This window comes from Cardinium endosymbiont of Culicoides punctatus, assembly GCF_004354815.1.
GTDB lineage: Bacteria > Bacteroidota > Bacteroidia > Cytophagales > Amoebophilaceae > Cardinium.
In genome coordinates, this window is the sequence record NZ_QWJI01000001.1 from 51,503 (window position 1) to 69,764 (window position 18,262).

General features: G+C 34.3%; 11 protein-coding genes and 1 tRNA gene. 6 read left to right on the forward strand and 6 right to left on the reverse strand.

Annotation, left to right across the window (positions count from 1 at the left end; translation table 11 throughout):
* The first annotated feature begins 53 nt into the window (after positions 1 to 53).
* From CCPUN_RS00200 to mutL, 4 genes are all read left to right on the forward strand, one after another.
* Positions 54 to 1,511 carry a S1C family serine protease gene (locus CCPUN_RS00200; protein ID WP_133281578.1) on the forward strand — a complete coding sequence of 486 codons (1,458 nt, stop codon included), beginning with the start codon at positions 54 to 56 and terminating at the stop codon, positions 1,509 to 1,511.
* A gap of 11 nt (positions 1,512 to 1,522) precedes the next feature.
* Positions 1,523 to 3,025 carry a S1C family serine protease gene (locus CCPUN_RS00205; RefSeq protein ID WP_133281579.1) on the forward strand — a complete coding sequence of 501 codons (1,503 nt, stop codon included), beginning with the start codon at positions 1,523 to 1,525 and terminating at the stop codon, positions 3,023 to 3,025.
* A gap of 138 nt (positions 3,026 to 3,163) precedes the next feature.
* A tRNA-His gene (locus CCPUN_RS00210) sits at positions 3,164 to 3,239 on the forward strand.
* 417 nt (positions 3,240 to 3,656) lie between these two features.
* On the forward strand, positions 3,657 to 5,426 hold the full coding sequence (gene mutL / locus CCPUN_RS00215) for a DNA mismatch repair endonuclease MutL (protein ID WP_133281622.1): 1,770 nt from the start codon (positions 3,657 to 3,659) through the stop codon (positions 5,424 to 5,426).
* A gap of 124 nt (positions 5,427 to 5,550) precedes the next feature.
* Here the strand turns inward: mutL and CCPUN_RS00220 are convergent, their stop codons facing one another.
* Entirely contained in the window at positions 5,551 to 7,548 is a 1,998-nt protein-coding gene (locus CCPUN_RS00220; protein WP_133281580.1) for an AAA family ATPase, read from the reverse strand.
* 213 nt (positions 7,549 to 7,761) lie between these two features.
* Between CCPUN_RS00220 and CCPUN_RS00225 the strand changes: the two genes are divergently transcribed.
* Positions 7,762 to 8,346: a GNAT family N-acetyltransferase gene (locus CCPUN_RS00225; RefSeq protein ID WP_133281581.1), complete on the forward strand. Its 585-nt coding sequence runs from the start codon at positions 7,762 to 7,764 to the stop codon at positions 8,344 to 8,346.
* Positions 8,347 to 8,390: 44 nt separating this feature from the next.
* Here CCPUN_RS00225 and CCPUN_RS00230 read toward each other — a convergent pair whose 3' ends face one another.
* Together CCPUN_RS00230 and rsmH are read right to left on the reverse strand one after the other, a co-directional pair.
* On the reverse strand, positions 8,391 to 10,871 hold the full coding sequence (locus CCPUN_RS00230; RefSeq protein ID WP_133281582.1) for a bifunctional UDP-N-acetylmuramoyl-tripeptide:D-alanyl-D-alanine ligase/alanine racemase: 2,481 nt from the start codon (positions 10,869 to 10,871) through the stop codon (positions 8,391 to 8,393).
* Between the two features lie 31 nt (positions 10,872 to 10,902).
* On the reverse strand, positions 10,903 to 11,826 hold the full coding sequence (gene rsmH, locus CCPUN_RS00235; protein ID WP_133281583.1) for a 16S rRNA (cytosine(1402)-N(4))-methyltransferase RsmH: 924 nt from the start codon (positions 11,824 to 11,826) through the stop codon (positions 10,903 to 10,905).
* 374 nt (positions 11,827 to 12,200) lie between these two features.
* On the opposite strand from rsmH, the gene hflX reads away from it, so the two are divergent.
* A complete protein-coding gene (gene hflX / locus CCPUN_RS00240) occupies positions 12,201 to 13,418 on the forward strand; it encodes a GTPase HflX (protein ID WP_240034330.1) in 1,218 nt (405 codons plus the stop codon).
* Positions 13,419 to 13,473: 55 nt separating this feature from the next.
* On the opposite strand, the gene CCPUN_RS00245 is transcribed toward hflX, so the two are convergent.
* From CCPUN_RS00245 to CCPUN_RS00255, 3 genes are all read right to left on the reverse strand, one after another.
* Complete coding sequence (locus CCPUN_RS00245; RefSeq protein WP_133281584.1) at positions 13,474 to 16,119, reverse strand: BamA/OMP85 family outer membrane protein; 2,646 nt, start codon at positions 16,117 to 16,119, stop codon at positions 13,474 to 13,476.
* A gap of 174 nt (positions 16,120 to 16,293) precedes the next feature.
* On the reverse strand, positions 16,294 to 17,340 hold the full coding sequence (queA, locus tag CCPUN_RS00250; RefSeq protein ID WP_133281585.1) for a tRNA preQ1(34) S-adenosylmethionine ribosyltransferase-isomerase QueA: 1,047 nt from the start codon (positions 17,338 to 17,340) through the stop codon (positions 16,294 to 16,296).
* 253 nt (positions 17,341 to 17,593) lie between these two features.
* Entirely contained in the window at positions 17,594 to 18,187 is a 594-nt protein-coding gene (locus CCPUN_RS00255) for an outer membrane beta-barrel protein (protein WP_165941865.1), read from the reverse strand.
* Positions 18,188 to 18,262: the final 75 nt, after the last annotated feature.

The window sequence follows — 18,262 nt, forward strand, 5'->3', positions numbered from 1 at the left end:
AATAGTTTTAGTTTCTATTTTAGTGTAATTTTATTTATTAAATATTAATAAAGATGAAAATAAGATTCTTTCAAATACCATTATGTATCATATGGTTGTTTTATACATCTCCATGCCTTTTTGCAAAAACCAATTATAAATCAACCACTATACAAAATGCTAAACAGTCTATTGTTGCAATTAACGTACAGACTTCACTAACGGCATATACGCCTCCTAATAATTGGCTAGCAAATGGTATAGTAGCAAATAAAGAAAAAGGGTATATACTAACACTTAGCTATAGTCCAGTAACTGTTAGTACCTATACAGTTACATTTTTTGATGGCCAGCAAACAGATGCAAAGTTTTTGTATTACGACCCTTGGATAGGTTATGCTTTCTTAAAAGTAGATCCGAAAACCATTCCTGAGGCAGTATCCCAAACGATTTGGAGTAGCGAAGGGGCATCTCTTAATCAGGCCATTTTTACTTTTAATAGTGGAGAAAATCATCAACATACCCTGCATGAAGGAACTATTAGTGCAATAGAGACTTGGGATTTTCCAATGCCACAAGAATCCTTTATTGTCAATACAGATTCAACACTACGGAAATCGAGTGGAGTTGCAGTATGGAATCGTAAAGGAGAAGCACTAGGGTTGGCTTATGGTTCTATGGATACTTCTATTGTAGTTTTACAAGGAATTTACATAAAATATGCCCTTTCTTTTTTGGAAAGAGGAGAGATACCTATTCGAAAACATATAGGGGTTCTGGTTGCAGATTATCTCTTGACAGAGGCAGTACGGTTTGATGGATTTCCTAATGAAAAGGTGAAAGCTTATCGAAAAAAATTCCCTACAGCCAATGATAAAATTTTACGCGTTCATACTACATTGCATGGCTCTCCTGCAGCAAAGTTTCTACTATCGGGAGATATTATATGGGAGGTAGATGGAAAACAAATAGGGCATCTTATTGACTTTGATATGGCTATAAATGCTGCTACGAAAGAGACTGTCCGTCTTACTCTTTTTAGAAAAGGAGAGTGGCATAATATAACAATTCCCATCTATGATCTAGAAACCCATAAAATAAAAAAAATGGTTCAATTTGGCGGAGTTACGTTTTTTGAGCTAGATGACCCATCTAGTAGATATACAGGTATGTCTGCAGGAACTGTAGTCTTTTGTGCAGGACATCCAAGTAATATATTCAAGTCTATATGCTCACTAGAGCTAGAAAAAGACTCCATCTCTTTCTTCAGAAGCCAATTGTTAACTTGTGCGGATCAGCCAATAGCTACTTTAAATGATATGGTTAGATTGGTCCCAATTTGCATGGCGAAAAAGTATTTTACGATCGAGTATATCAATTATTTACATACTTCAACTCCTTTTGGTCCTGTTACAGGACATAATCGATATAAACAAAATATAACCTATGATGAAAATAGTCCAGAACCTAAATTACTCACCTGGGATGCTATTCATTTAGAATGGGTGGTAACCTCTATTATTGGTAATTAAATAAAAACACTATGAAACGAAATTATAATCGGTATGTAATATGGATATGCTTCCATATGCTACTCTCTGTTTGTGCTCAAACAGCTTTTGCTAAGCCTTCTATTACCCCTACCGTCTTAGAACATGCAAAAAAATCAGTTGTTACCATACAAGTAACAACTTCATTATCAGCTTATCAACAAGAAAGTAAATGGTATGGGACGGGTTTTGTGATTGATCGAGAAGCAGGATATATTCTTACAAATCAACATGTCATTGGCGCTGCTGTAATAGGGACGTACGAGGTTACCTTCTACAATGGAATACGGATGCAAGCAAATCTAGTATATTATGATCCTTGGTTGGATTATGGATTCCTAAAGGTGGACCCTAAAATGATTCCTAATGACGTAAAAGCATCCTCTTTTAGCCTAATAGACCCCTGTCCAGATCAGCCGATTTTTATCATTGGAAACAATGAGGGTAACAGTCTTTCCCTACATACGGGTACGGTAGCGAGTATATATCATGTTATTGGAGCCATGCCCCAGCATGCTATTCGGTTAAGTCTTAATACAAGAGGTGGATCCAGTGGCTCTCCTGTTTTTAACAGTAAAGGACAAGCAATTGCTTTAAATTATGCAGGCAGTAATACATTCGCCTATGCATTGCATCCAGCCTATATTCGCTATGCTTTACCTTTTATTAAAAAAGGACATACCCCAATCCGAAAACATATAGGAGCTTTTGTAGATACCTATTCATTAACAGATGCTATGCGTTATAATGATTTCCCTGTATCAAAGCAACAAGCATACTTAAAACAGTTTCCAAATTCTTCTAGTACTGTTATTCAGGTCACAAACACATTGGCAAATACACCAGCAGCCTCTCAACTGCTACCAGGAGATATTCTTTGGGCTATTAATGGAAAAGAGATTGGTCCTAGTTTAGTAGATTTTGATCTAGCCTTGAATAGGGTCAACAAAGGAGATACAATACAGCTGCTTATTTTTAGAAAAGGCCAATGGAAGGAATTGACTTTACAAGTGTATGACCTAGAGGAACATAAAATTAAGAAAATGGTCCGATTTGGTGGAACTGTCTTTTTTGAAAGCGATGATTTTTTTAGTCACCAGGGGGGCGAAGTCCCTAAAACGCTTACATTCGCGTTTACAGAACCTTATACTATATTTCATCAGGTAAAGCACTGGGCAGGATATGGACAAAGATGTTTTAGGCTAAAAGTCCTATCTTTTGATGGAATTCCTGTAAAAAGTCTAAATGATTTAGTGCAACGAATTCCTCTATTGATGGCTAAAAAATATTTTACTATGGAATACATCAATACAGCTCCTATTTGTACATATGGTTCTTTTTTTAGTGATTATCAAACAGGCCATAATCATTATATAAGTAATGTAGCTTACGATAGTGGTCTTGCTGAACCCACTTTATATATATTTGATAATCAAGAGATGCAATGGGTAAAAAAAACTATTAAATCTGTTGTGCGTGTTGGTGCTGGGTCTTGACACACTATACCACTACCAATAATTTTCTCATTCAAGAACCATTTTTTTGCTTTTTCGAACTTAATTTCGGTTATTTGTATTTAGACAGTTATGGGAATTCTTGATCCAGATCCAGGTTGTGGACATGTAATGTTTTATGGTGAATGTAGCTCAGTTGGTTAGAGCATTGGTTTGTGGTGCCAAGGGTCGCGGGTTCGAATCCCGTCTTTCACCCTCGCTTTTCCATGGTATGTTATATTCTAATTTACCTGCTTTCTATTAATATTCAGTTATATGTATTTTTCGCTTAGGGCTACATGCCTCTTGAGTTTCCATTCAAGTATAAGGAAGGAGTATCTACAAGACTGCTGTTTTAAAGCGTATCTCGGGAGTATGTAATTTATGTAAACCATACATATATTTTATATATTGATGTAAATGCTGATCATAATCCTTAAATTTCCTAAATTTAAATACATAGAATATCATCAATTATTATTGATTGCACAGTACGATAAGAGGTTGAAAAAATGCATTATGGATTTTGCATGTTAGATCTAAGATGGGATTGTCTAAATAGATACATGCCCTTCTTGCATTTAAATTGAGTTTTTCAGAAGTATCAACACATCCATTACATACCATTGTAGCAATGAATAAAATTCATATTTTATCTGACTTACTGATAAACCAAATAGCAGCAGGAGAAGTAGTACAACGTCCTGCTTCTGTAGTCAAGGAGTTGCTAGATAATGCCATAGATGCAGCAAGCAAAACAATAAAAATTATTATAAAAGATGCTGGAAAACAACTTATACAGGTTATTGATGATGGTATAGGCATGAATGAAATAGATGCACGTATGTGTTTCGAAAAACATGCAACTTCTAAAATTTCCACTACAGATGATCTATTTCAAATTCAAACAATGGGTTTTAGAGGAGAGGCAATGGCTTCTATTGCAGCTGTAGCACAAGTAGAAATGCAAACAAGGCTACATGACGAAGTGATTGGAAATGCTATAATTATAGAAGACGCAAATATCAAGAAACAAGAACCTGTTGCAACAGCAGTAGGAACAAATGTAAGCGTTAAAAACTTGTTTTATAATGTTCCGGCACGGAGAAACTTTTTAAAATCCAATCCCGTAGAGTTTAAACACATTTTAGAAGAAGTACAACATGCAGTACTTGCTAGGCCAGACATATCTTTTATACTTTACCACAACGATACAGAAATATACAGATTGTCACCAGAGAAATTAAGTCATAGAATTGTACACCTCTTTGGAGATAATTATAAGAAACAGCTGATTCCCTGCAGTGAAAAAACCAATATAGTAACTATAGAAGGCTATATAGGCATGCCTGAACAAGCAAAAAAAACCAGAGGAGAACAGTTTATATTTGTTAATCAGCGTTTTGTTAAAAGTGCATTTCTCAATCATGCTATTAAAAACGCATATAACTCCCTTTTACCAACAGATAGTTTCCCTTTTTATGTTATCTATTTGACCATAGATCCCAAGTTAATGGATATAAATGTACACCCAACTAAAACGGAAATTAAATTTCAAGATGAAAAAACACTTTATGCTATTTTAAAAGCTGTAGTAGTAAGAAGTTTAGCTACACATCATGTGGGTAATGCTTTAGACTTTGAGCAAAATATCAACGTATTTCCCCTTCAGTTGAGTACTCCAGTTAAAGTAACAACGAGCAATGCTAAAGAGAGAGACTATACACATTTTAAAGATGATACACATTCATTTTCATCTCAAAATTGGCAAGCTTTATTTCCAGAAAAGTCACCGACAGATCCCCTTTTATCTCGTAAACTATCAGAACCATATAAAAATGAAGTGGGGCAAGCCGTTCAGCTGTATGCTAGTTATATTGTTACCCAGGTTCAATCCGGCTCTCTTCTTATCGATCAGCAAGCCGCACATGAAAGAGTTCTGTATGACAAATTTATAAGCCACTTTAAAAATAGCAGCGGCGTATCTCAACAATTACTTATTCCTGAGCAAGTAACTTTAAGCCTTATAGACTGTACTGTTTTATTAGAGTACAAAGAAATTTTGAGGACCTTGGGGTTTATTATTGATTCCTTTGGCCCATCTACGATCATTGTACACGGTTGTCCAGCAGAGCTAACTCAATATGCACTTAAATCACTATTGGAAGGCCTTATAGAGCAGTTTAAGTTGAACAATGACAAACTAACAGTTCCCATTGCAGAAAGCCTAATAAGAGCCCTAGCTAAAAAGGCAAGTATTCCTCATAATAAAAAACTAGATGCTATGGAAATAGATTCCTTATTGGCCCAGCTATTTTCTTCTAGTAACACTATGTATACTCCAGATGGAAGAAAAATATGTGTTATGTTATCACAACATATTTTAGAAGATCTGTTTAAGTAGATATAACAGATGAGTGATGGTTAAGTTATGTTATGAAATAAACATTTGATATTGATTTTGATTCGTTTTAAACAAACATGTTACAGAAATCTGTTCTAAATGGAGATCTGTGCAAAAGCCTCTTTTATACCCCTTTATTTCTTGTTTTCCCTTTCCGTGTAGTTGTTTTATTGGATAATACAAAATCCCCATCTTTACGTTCAAAATATTGCTTATTATCTTGTAAAAACCTTAAGCTATCATTGCTTTTTTTGCGTTTTACTACTATAGAGGATTCATTTATATTGCGATGGTTAGGGTTTTTATTGATTGTTTGCGTATCAAAAATGCAATTCAATCCCATATTGATCACCCTTTTATAATCTTTATGATATTTTTTATCGTAGTTTCTATCTTCTATTTGTTGCAACGCTTCATTAGCACTTCCATTCTTTTTTAGTTCTAAAATATAAACGGTTTTATGATTATGGTCATTAATTACTATATCCGGACGTCCACTACCTGAATGTTCTTCTACAGAAACCGTTATGCCATCTTTATCATGACAAGCACCAACTAAGAATAAATAAAGCGCACGATGAAAACTTTTTTCTTCATTTTCAATAAATAAATAACTGGTATTAGAAAAACAACGATTATATAACATCAGTAAAAAATCATGCCACTTTTCTTTATGTAAGCTCTTTAAAATGCTGTCGCTCCATTCGGCACCATATTCTTTTTGTTTCTTCAAAGCAACCTTTGCTAGATTTTTATGTAATGACTCCCTAACTTCTTGATTAGGGAATGTTAATATATATTGATCTTTTTGGGAATTATAACTATCTATTGTTAAATAACCTGTTTGATACATAAGAGGGATTAGATCTATGTCTTCGTTGTCTTCTGTTGACATGAGCTCATTTGTAGTCGCTTTAAATATCAATTTATCCCACTCCACATTAGTAAATCTGTCAATATCTTTTTGTATTTGCTTTAATAGTAAAGTAGGATCTCCAGTTTTATACCAATAATTCCGAAATGCCCCTTCTTCTTTAAAAAAATATAATATAGAGGTCGGATTAAATAGCCGGATACCAGATTGAGAAAATTGGTATCCATCATAATAATCCTTTAAGTCATTTATAACGGTATCTATAGATTGCTCTTCTGTAGTTTCCTTATCTCTTACTTTGTTTTTTTCCTTAGCAATATACTCTAGCTCATATGCAAATAACCTTCTTACATCTTCTTCTGTATACCCAGCAACACTTGAAGCATCTCTGCTTAGAGATATATCTACAATATTATTTGGCCCTGATTCTAAATCAGATAAACTAAAATTGGTTACACCCGTGAGAAATATCAATTTGCAATCTTTTGCACAGCTTTTAACTATTTTATAAAAAGAAGCCAATATTTCTTTACGCGCATTATACGCTTTAGAATCAAATTTAAACTTAATCATAGGACTATCGTATTCGTCTATTAAGACAATTACTTTAGGTTCGTAGTCATGCTTTAGCGTTATGAGCTTGTTTAAAAGTTTTCTATATTTGGCTTGATATGACTTTCCTTCTATTACTATATTATAACGTGAAGCAATCTCATCCAGTACCTCCATGATATCTTGTTCTAGTCCGTCTGGTGTTTTATTATTTAGTTGAGAAAAATCCAATCTAATTACTGGGTATTTTTTCCAGTCGTATGTTTTTTTTTCTATAACATTAAGCCTTGGATTATAATACTTAAATTTGCCACTATGAATATAACATCCCTCAAATAACGTTTTACTTATTTCCCCTTCTGCTATTGTAGCAATGGTAGATATTAGTGCAGACTTGCCAAATCTACGAGGACGTATTAAAACTTTTGATTTGCCTGTTGTTGTCATTAAGAGCGATCCAATAAATTTTGTTTTATCGGCATAGAACCCAGAATCTAAAATATTCTGGATAGAAGCATCTCCAATAGGGATAAGATTGCTTCTACTCCTTACACAACGCTCCAATTCAATATCATCTACTGTCCTCTTCACGCCCTTTGCTTCCAAACTATTTTTAGTGTTACATGCAAAGACAGACAGTATAAGGCATGCCAATAAGCATGTATGAATGCCTTTATTTTTTTTATTACTAATCATTATTGCTCATGAAGACAGATCATACTATACATTTTGATTCACCACACAAATATACAAAAATGTTTCCCCAAATATATCCAAAACTAAAAGAGAGATAACTCAATATAGATTAATATGTTATATTTACATTTGTTATAAGCTTCTTTCTCTGAAGTTCTTGTACGCATTAGGTAGTCCATCTAGCATAGATATACAAAAATATTTCTCTAAAAAATGTACAGCCAGGTTAAAAGCTTATCAGAAGTTCCTAGATTAGTAGAGATTACTTCAGATCTGTCTATTCAACAGTTGAATGAATCTCATGCAGCGGAATTATTTTCTTTGACCGATAAAAATAGGGTCTATTTGAAAAAATGGTTGCCATGGTTAGATACCTGTACTCAGGAAAGCGATACCTTAAATTTTATTATGCGCACAAAAGATGCTGTTGTTGAAAACAGTGGACTTACATTTGGTATATTTTACAAGCGTAAAATAGCTGGAACAATAAGTTTGAACCAGATTGACTGGTCAGATCGTAAAACAGATATCGGTTATTGGATTGGAGAAACATTTCAAGGCTTAGGTTTAGCTACATTAGCTTGTGCCAAACTTGTCGATATTGGGTTTCAACAATGCAATCTAAAAAAAATCTCTATTAGCTGTGCATTAGAAAATTATAAAAGTCAGCGTATACCTATACGATTGGGATTTAAAGAAACTGAAAATGTATCCAAAAAAGAAAACTTGCATGGAACTTATGTAGATCATATTGTTTATACAATAGATAGAGATGAAATACATTATAGCCTTACATAGCTTATAGGACACATCGAACAGTATCTATATATCCGTTCATATGCCTAATTATGGTAGACTCGTTTTACTCGTTGACTTATTTGTGTAAGTAATTCATAAGAAATCGTCCCAATCCGCTTCGCTAGTTCATCTATGGAGTATTCTTTGCCAAAAATAATGACCTCATCTCCTCTTTGAGCTTTGATACCACTTACATCAATCATAGCCATATCCATACATACATTGCCCACAACAGGGCAATATTTTCCATGAACAACTACATGTCCTCTTTCACAACCAAATACCCTGCTAAATCCATCTGCATAGCCTATTGGTATGGTTGCAATGGTCATATCTTGTGTGGCTATAGTTTTTCGATTGTATCCTATGCTGTCCCCTTTTTTTAGGTATTTAATTTGAGATATTGTTGTTACAAGTTTACTCACTGGTGTTAGATCATGTTGTATTTCTTTGCTTATACCCACGCCATATAGACCGATACCTAACCGAACCATATCAAATTGAAACTGAGGAAACCGTAAAATACCATTTGTATTTAACAGATGCCTTAAAGGCTTGTTTCCCAATTTACTTTCTATAGCATTAGCCATACGTATAAATCTTTCTGCCTGTGAAAGTGTATAAGCATCATCAGCTTTAGACTCAGAGCCTACTAGATGACTAAAAATACTTGCTACATGTGGGTAAACGGTTCTTAAATGAGTGATGAATGGATCAATGAGTGCTTCTTCGATACCCAAACGGTGCATGCCTGTTTCTAGCTTAATATGAATAGGTATACTTGATTTTTCTGTTAAAAAACTACATAATTCTTGCAAAAGTTCAAGGCTATATATCACTGGTTCTAACTGGTAGGCTACCATTGCATTAAACCCATCACTAGTTGGGCTCATAACCATAATAGGTAAAGTAATGCCTTGTTGTCGCAAGCGAATGCCTTCATCCATATAGGCAACACCTAAATAATCTATACCATGGCGTTGCAGCGTTGAAACAAGCTCAAAATCATCACTACCACTACCATAGGCTGATGCTTTAACCATGGCCATGATTTTGGTCCGTTCATGCAATTTGGTTCTAAACCAAGTGAGATTGTCTCTAAGAGCCCCTAAATCTGTTTCTAGAATAGTACCATGCGTATTTTTTTCTATGGCCTGAACTACCCGTTCTAGTTGAAAAGTGCGTGCTCCTTTTACCAAGATAATTTCATCTTTAAAAGATGGCTTGTGTTGGAGAAATGCTTCTGTAGTATGAAAAAAAATACTTTGTTGTTCGCAAAAGAGTGATGCATGGTAACTAATAACAGGGCCAATACCAATCAACCGATTGACTTTATGCATTGCTAACAATGTAGCCAACTCCTGATAAAGTATTTTATCCACTGTTTGAGACTGCAAAATGTCAGATATAATAACAGTTTTATTTAGCTGATCTAGCTTTTGCTGTTGGTCCATGAAATCTAATGCAACGCTCGTACTGGTTAGATCATTGGTATATGAGTCATCTATAATTTTACATCCATGTATACCTGCTTTGAGTGTAGTACGCATTGCTATGGGTTTAAGTTGTAGTAGTATGGGTTGAATTTGCTCCTCCTTAAAACCATTGTCCAATAAGTAGGCCAAGCAATGTACGATGTTTTCTATAGAAGCTATATCTCTAAAATGGGTTAGAAATGTAGCTTTTTTTCGCAATGTGGAAATCTGTAATGATACTTTATTGCTATCTGGTAATTCGTAACGCATCAAAAAATAGTCCGTATCATAACTGTGGCGAGACCAGGTTCTTAATCTTTTAGACCTGCCATATAACCGTTGTAGTGTCTCATGGATAAGTTGATGATCTCTGCAATAGTAAATGGTATCACAATCCTTAAAGAGCTGTGCCTTTTCTTCTACTTTTTGCTGTTGATCTTGAAATCCTTTGCTATGTGCAGGGCCAATATTGGTAAATAATCCATGTGTTGGCTGGATGATTTTAGCCAACTTTTCCATTTCACCTACTTTGGAGATACCAGATTCAAATATTGCATACTCATGGGTTGTACGCAATAAGCTTACAGCAAGCGGCACGCCAACTTGTGAATTGTAACTATATGGTGAACCAAGCGTTTTGTATTTTGTAGACAAAAATTCATGCATCCATTCTTTAACAATAGTTTTGCCATTACTGCCTGTAATACCTAATACGCATAAAACATATTTAGATCGGTAAAATGCTACAAATTGTTGCAATGCTTCTAGTGTATTGGTGACCCATAGCATATTTACATCACTATAATGTTCTGTAATAGCAAGGTTATAGCTGTGGTCTACAACAAACTGACGTATTCCTTTTTTATAAGCTTCTTCTATATAGTCATGTCCATTATGATTTATTCCAACAATGGCGAAGAAAAGAGGATATGGTGTGGTTATCTTATTGCGGCTATCTATAATAAGTTCAGTTATAGGTAGGTTATCTATTTTTATGGCAGTTAATCCATTTGTAATAGATGCCAGGTCGTTAAAATAAGCTAGTGGCATAAAATTGTATTATTAAATCCCTATATATCTATTATTCAACACGAATGCCTATGCGTAGACGGGCGCTACGGGCACGTTTATTTTGGCTTAATTCTTTTTCGGATGGTATAAGGGGCTTCTTTTGCAGAGGTGAAAATGGACGTAATATGTTGCCATACCCATCTTGTTGGATTTGACCTAAAATATTTCCAGTGTTTAAAAAGTTTTTCACCAGTCGGTCTTCTAAAGAATGATAGGAAATAATGGCCATACGTCCACCAGGTTTTATAATTTGAGCACTCTGATTGAGCAGAGATTCTAGTTCTGCCAATTCATTATTCACCTCGATTCGAAATGCTTGAAAGATTTTTGATACATATTGGTTTTCTTTAGATTTTGGTGCAAATGGCACAACAAGATCTTTTAGTTGGCCAGTAGTTTCAATAGGCCTATGGGTACGTGCCTTTATAATTGCCTTGGCAACAGATAGTGCATTAGCAATTTCCCCATAATAATGCAGTACTTCAGCAAGCTGTGTTACATTATACCTATTAATAATGGTCTGTGCGGTACGAGGAGAATGTATATCCATTCTCATGTCTAATATGCCATCAAATCTTGTAGAAAAGCCACGTTCTGGAGTATCTATTTGGTGAGAAGAAACACCAAGGTCTGCCAAGAGGCCATTTACCTGGCCTGCCCCGTAGAAATAAAGAAACTCTTTTGCAAATCTAAATGGTGCCCTGGTAAACGTTAAATAATGACTCGGAAAAGAACAGGCTATTTCGGCTGTATCTGCGTCTCTATCAAAAGCAAATAAATGTCCTGTAGAAAGCATATCAACTATTTTTTTTGCATGCCCCCCACCTCCAAATGTAAGGTCTACATATTTACCTGTTGGTACAATACGAATTCCTTGAATGACTTCATCCAACATTACTGGTATATGGTAGCTTTTTGAAATAGTTGTAGGCATGGATAGTAGTCTATTAAGGTGACAAATTAGTATTTTTACTATTTTTTAAAAAAAATCTGACATGGGTACAATGCTATCAAAAATACAATTTTGACAGAAATTTATTACTTGTTTCGCTTATAATTATTTCAAATAAAAATAATTATAAATTATATTTTGCCCAACTTTGGGATTATACTATCCCAATTTTAATGGTAAACTTATATAGGCTGGACTTCGTTTTACCTATCTTTGACCATTGGGTTATGAAGAATAATTAGTATTTTAATTTATATTTTCGAAGGGTACTATTCTTTTAGAGAATGGGATAGTAAAATTTGTAATTTTTCCTCGATTCGTTTTCTTTCTATTACCTACATAAATAATGTACAGTTATGTTAATGCATGTTAATGATCAGTCGGACTCTGATAATAATAAATCATGTAAATCGGCCGTTCTTGTAGCTTTGGTTATCGATCGTCAGCCTTTGAAAAAAACGGAAGAATATCTAACTGAACTATCCTTTCTTGCATATACTTGGGGTATGAAGATTATGCATAAGTTTATACAAAGATTAGATCATCCATGTCGTGATACTTTTGTGGGAAAAGGGAAAATAACAGAAATAGCTGCATTTATCAAGGCAGAAAATATTTCTTTTGCTATTTTTGACGATGAACTTTCTCCGTCACAGGTTCGAAATTTAGAAAAAGCATTGTCGTGTCAGATATTAGATAGAAATCTGTTGATTCTAAATATTTTTGCAATGCGTGCAAGTACGCAACAAGCAAAAACACAGGTAGAACTAGCACAGTATCAATATATATTGCCAAGGCTTACTAGAATGTGGACCCATCTTTCAAGTCAAAAGGGGGGTAGTGCAGGTATGCGTGGACCCGGTGAAAAAGAATTAGAAACAGATAAAAGGATTATTCAAGATAAGATCACCACGTTGCGCAAGCGATTAGCAAAAATAGAAAATCAATCTATAACGAGAAGCAAGTCTCGGATTAACTTTGTGCGTGTTGCATTGGTAGGTTACACTAATGTAGGTAAGTCCACACTAATGAAACTGCTTACTAAATCAGATGTTTTAGCTGAAAACAAGCTCTTTGCTACAGTAGATGCTACTGTACGTAAGGTTGTCTTAAATGGGGCTCCTTTTTTACTTACAGATACTGTTGGTTTTATTCGTAAATTACCCCATACCTTAGTAGAGTGCTTTAAATATACACTTAGAGAAATAAAAGAAGCCGATTTGCTTTTGCACGTTATTGATGCCTCTCATACCAGCTTCCACGAACAAATAGGTATTGTAAATCAGACATTGATAGAGATAGGGGCAGAGCATATTCCAAGAATTTTGATTTTTAATAAAATGGACGCTATGGAACAAATAAGAGAAAAATCAGATGCTACAATCCAAGAATTAGAGACTCAGATGGATGGTGCTTTAAAGGAATTGGAAGGATATGCTAGTAAACATGCTACTGAATATCCGACAGTATGCATTTCTCTAAAAGAGGGGTTAAATATAGAAATCTTGAAAGAAGTAATTGTAAAAAATGTAGAAAATATTCGATCAAGTCGATATACAACGGTGGATTATTAAAAAGAGAGTCCACTGTTGACCAGGTTAGATGGATAAGCGCAAGCTTAAGCCAAATTTACCGAATGCTAGGACCAAAGGTAAAGTGAAATTCGATAGGGTTCACACGACTACTAATACCTTTTACAGCGTCAAGCCTATAGGCAATATCTAACCCTAACATGGGTATCATAGGAATAGGTAAAATAACGCGAACTCCACCTCCTACAGATTTCTTCATACTTAATGGATTATAGTTACTGTATGCTAACCAGCTGTCTCCCATCTCTATAAATCCAAGTAAATAAATGCATGTAGGGGTGCGTATAATAGGATAACGCAATTCTGAAACGAATTTGTTAAATAAAACACCCCCGTTGGTATTCTTTTTATAATGCCTTGGTGTAAGGCTATCATCTGGATAGCCACGTAAAGGAATAAAATTGCCCCCTAGTAAGGCACTGGTATCTGAAATGCTTGATGTGCCACCTAAACGGAATCGTTCAAAAATACCTATCTCTTTTTTAGAAAGACTAGTCAAAAAACCAGCATGTCCACGCAGATTTAATATAAAATCACCTGGTAATCTATAAAAAGAAGAAAAATCTACCATAAGTTTCGCAAATTCTTTAAAACAAGGAATAGTTGCTTTTTTTGTTTGGTTATAACCAAGTAAACTATAAGGGGGTGTTAATGTTAAAAAATTAGCTAGTGACCATCCTCTAGTAGGGAAATTTACGTCATTTACATTATTATGGACCAATGAAAAATCAAGACTAAAGTCATGTAATCTACCTGATCTTTTTTTATTATCTTCCAAAAGTTCGTAATGCTGATAGGCATGGTAATGATAATCTATGCCCATGTGACTTTCCCAATAGCCGTGCAATTTTTTTCCTAGAGAAATTTTTCCTCCTTTGGAACTGATAAAGCTCTTGCCATATCCTAGTTCTGCATATGGAAATAGCTTTGTATTTGTTAAAAGATCTAGTTGAGAAGGTATATAATCTTCCTTATTTTTGGTTCTATGGGAATCATTTACACTCAATGAAAACAAATATCTACTATCTCCTAACCATAGCCAAGGTTCTTGAAAAGAGAAACTTAAATTTCTATAATTTTTACCATTGAACGATATGGTAAGATGAAAATGTTGTGCAGCACCTAATGGAAGTTTTCCAGTAAAAAGGTTTCCTAAAGAAATATTGTTAGAGCCTAATACAAGTTCAAATACAATACCTTCACTATAATTCGCTTTTAGATTAACATCAAACTTAGGTTTTTCTACTACTGAGTAGGTAATATCTACAGTTTCTCGTACTTCATCGGGCTCTATTTCTGGAATTAATTTCTCAGGCTTAAAAAGATCTAGCATAACCAGATTTCTTAAGGACCCCATTATATATCTTCTGCTGAATTTTTCTCCTGGTAATGTCAATAATTCACGACGAATAACATAATCATGCGTAATGGTATTCCCAACAATATGTATTTGATTAATAGTAGCTTGTCTACCTTCATGGATCCTAATTTCTAAATCTACCTGATTGTCTTCTATTCCTACTTCAACAGCTTCTGCACGGAAAAATAAATATCCATTATCCGTATACAGATCATTAATGGTTTTATCTGTAACTCCAGGGTTTAATCTACTATTTATATATACGGGATCATATACTTTCCCATTTTGCAAATGGAGCAATTGATCTAGCTCTTGGTCACTATGCAGATAGTTTCCAACCCACTTAACACTACGAACAGTATATTGTTTACCCTCTTGTATTTTTATATGTATATTCAATTTATTAGGACTAATATGCGATAACTGCTCTTCTACAATGCGTACATCTCTAAAGCCTTTTGATTGATAAAAAAGAATGAGGTTCTCTTTCGCTTCTAAGTATTTTTCTTGTGTAAATACAGATGAAGAAAATGAAACATGGGTTGAAAAGTAACGCATTACCTCATCCATGGTTTTTGGTAGTTCTAATAGAATGCCTCTTTTACGAATAGGTGCTAATGTGATGATGTTCTTGAGCACATCTTTAACAAGCGTAAAACGGGGAGCTTCCTTGATCTTTTTCATGTTATATATCAGAAGACTCGTATCTATATGTTCATTGCCCTCAAAGATAATTTTGTTAATAGTGATTTTAGGTCCCTTATTGATATGTATTTTCAATGTAGCTTTGCCTTCTATTTCTTTTTTGGAAATCAAATCCATAGATACTTGTACATTGCCAAATCCTTCTTCTAAAAAGTTTTGTTTAATTTTAGTGGCTGTTTCATGGAGAAATAAAGGAGAAAGCGCAACCTCGTTATTTATAGTAATTTTCTCCAGGAGTGTTTTTTGTTCTTTTTTTTTCAATCCCTCTATAATATAATTACTTAGTACTGGATATTCTTCAACATGAATAATAAAAGTTGCCAATCCAGTTGTATCATCGATATCAGATAAATGAATTTCAACAGATTTAACTCCATTATGTTTGGCTATTTTACGAATAGCATTACTTATTTGTCCAGAAGATGGGTGGATGGTTATTCCCTCCTGTAGTCCAGAAAGGGAAATAAGTATATCCTTATCTATAAAAGTATTGCCTACCACTTGGACATTTCGTACTATATAGCTGGTTGCTCCAATAACTGGAGAAGAAAATCCTACCATATATAGGAACAATAACACTAAAAGTCTTTTAACTTTTCCGATGCTTTTATCTATCATTATAACAAAGAATAAATTTTTAATTCTAGTGGCATCTCACACAAAAAGATGGTTAGCCCTAACATAAATAACCCACGAAAAAAGATTATTTAAATAATCTAACTGACATTCTGACATTACACAATATAAATTAGATTTATTAGTAATGTATACATATTTATAAACTAATATTCGTTATATAATTAACATAGAGTCCCCATATAAGAAGAATCTATAATTTTCTTTTATAGCTTCAGCATAAGCTGCTAAAATTAATTCTTCTCCTCCAAAGGAAGCGACATTAATCAAAGATATAGAAGATGGAAGATGAAACGTCGTCAGCAATGCATTACAAATTTTAAAATGGCAAGATGGTAAAATAAACTTATTGGTCCAATTACTATTTGCATTTAATTGCCAGGATACAGCAACTGAAGACTCAATGGCCCTTAGAACCGAAGTTCCAACTGCACATATTTTTTTTTGGTTGACAATACTATTATTTACTGTGGTTGCTGTTCCTTCTGGAATGGTAAAATACTCAGAAGCTGCTCTAACCTTGGTTAAGTCTTCCATGTCAAGTATCTTTAATTCACCTAGTCCAATATGCAGAGTAACGGGCACTACAGCAATATTCTGTAGCTCTAAATATTTCAACAAGTAAGGGGTAAAATGCAATCCAGCAGCTGGCAATACAATACTTCCTACATTTTTAGCAAATATTGTCTGATAATGGGTTCGGTCTTCTAGTTCAGCAGGACGACCCATATGACTAGGAATAGGCATATAACCAATTTCATTTATAAGTTCATAGAGTTCCTCTGATGTCCCTTCAAATGATAATTTGAGTGTACGACCTCTAGAGGTCGTATTATCTATTATTTCAGCTACCAGTTCACCATTACCAAAATAGATCTTGTTACCCACACGAATTTTACGTGCTGGTTCTACAATAGTGTCCCATAAATCATCTTCTTGACTTAACCTTCTTAGCAATAACACTTCTACTTGAGCATTGGTTTTTTCTTTATAACCATAAAGCTTGCAAGGTAAAACCCTGGAATCATTAACGACAATACTATCCCCTTCATTAAAGTAGGAGGGAAGATCTTTAAAAGTTTTGTGTTCTATTTGTCCACTATTTTTGTGCACAACCATTAAACGGGCATTTTGTTTTTCAGCTATTGGATATTTTGCTATACTACCCTCTGGTAGGTCAAATTTAAAATTTGATAATTTCATAAATTATTTCTCTTTCAGTAAAAATATGCTTTTTATGGTTATTGTTTAGGTGCGCACTTATAAAGATACAAATAACAATAAACCTGTTTAAATTTTATGTAAAGTAACTTCACAATTTTATTGTTATCACGGAATCGTATCCACTATATCGGTCTAACTAGCAAGTACACTTATGGTATTCCATCTCTACATTACATTCATTATTCTATTTTTTTTCTTGGCTACATTTTAAAATTGTATTTAGTATTCATAATTAAAATAAAATAGAAATATCTATGCACAAAAAATTATTGTGGCAATGCACTGAACCACTCTTTGGATCATTCTTGTACATAATACCTGGCGCATCCCAATAATAACTTAAGCCCACACAGAGGCTGTTGGTTAAACTAAAATCATATTTTGCCCCGATCCCTAGGAGAATTAAAAGGCCGAATGGCCGAATGGTTACGAAAGGAACTTGTCCAGCTTTTAATGTAGATGTAGGTCTACTAGGAAGATGTATGGATGGAACTATGCCTACTTTAAAGTAGACACTAGTGTCAATCCTCACTTCGCTTGTATAAAATTTTAACTCAATAGGCAGCCAAATTGACTTTAATAAATATTGCTCATCTATATCAAGATCAGCGGTATCTGCAGTACGTACAAGGCTGATGTGGCCAAATGAGAAACTAAGACCTGTCGTAAGGTCGCAATGCTCTTGAAGGAAAAAGTTGTATGCCGCACCAAAGTGTATTCTTGGAGCACTTCCTTTACTCTGGATGACAGGTTCTCTTTGGGAATAAACTGTATTTATAGATATAGCGGGAGAGCAGTGGGCACTAAAACGACCCGATGATGCCATAGCTGCGGGACTCTTAGCAAGCAAATACAAGATTAAAAATAAGACTTTTTTCATAGAAAGCTAATTTAAAACTAT

Coding starts and splice junctions, on each gene's coding strand:
- CCPUN_RS00255 (WP_165941865.1), bottom strand. CDS start 18,187: ATGGCATCATCGGGTCGTTTTAGTGCCCACTGCTCTCCCGCTATATCT.
- CCPUN_RS00230 (WP_133281582.1), bottom strand. CDS start 10,871: ATGCCACTAGCTTATTTTAACGACCTGGCATCTATTACAAATGGATTA.
- CCPUN_RS00245 (WP_133281584.1), bottom strand. CDS start 16,119: ATGATAGATAAAAGCATCGGAAAAGTTAAAAGACTTTTAGTGTTATTG.
- CCPUN_RS00200 (WP_133281578.1), top strand. CDS start 54: ATGAAAATAAGATTCTTTCAAATACCATTATGTATCATATGGTTGTTT.
- CCPUN_RS00225 (WP_133281581.1), top strand. CDS start 7,762: ATGTACAGCCAGGTTAAAAGCTTATCAGAAGTTCCTAGATTAGTAGAG.
- rsmH (WP_133281583.1), bottom strand. CDS start 11,826: ATGCCTACAACTATTTCAAAAAGCTACCATATACCAGTAATGTTGGAT.
- mutL (WP_133281622.1), top strand. CDS start 3,657: ATGAATAAAATTCATATTTTATCTGACTTACTGATAAACCAAATAGCA.
- hflX (WP_240034330.1), top strand. CDS start 12,201: ATGTTAATGCATGTTAATGATCAGTCGGACTCTGATAATAATAAATCA.
- CCPUN_RS00220 (WP_133281580.1), bottom strand. CDS start 7,548: ATGATTAGTAATAAAAAAAATAAAGGCATTCATACATGCTTATTGGCA.
- CCPUN_RS00205 (WP_133281579.1), top strand. CDS start 1,523: ATGAAACGAAATTATAATCGGTATGTAATATGGATATGCTTCCATATG.
- queA (WP_133281585.1), bottom strand. CDS start 17,340: ATGAAATTATCAAATTTTAAATTTGACCTACCAGAGGGTAGTATAGCA.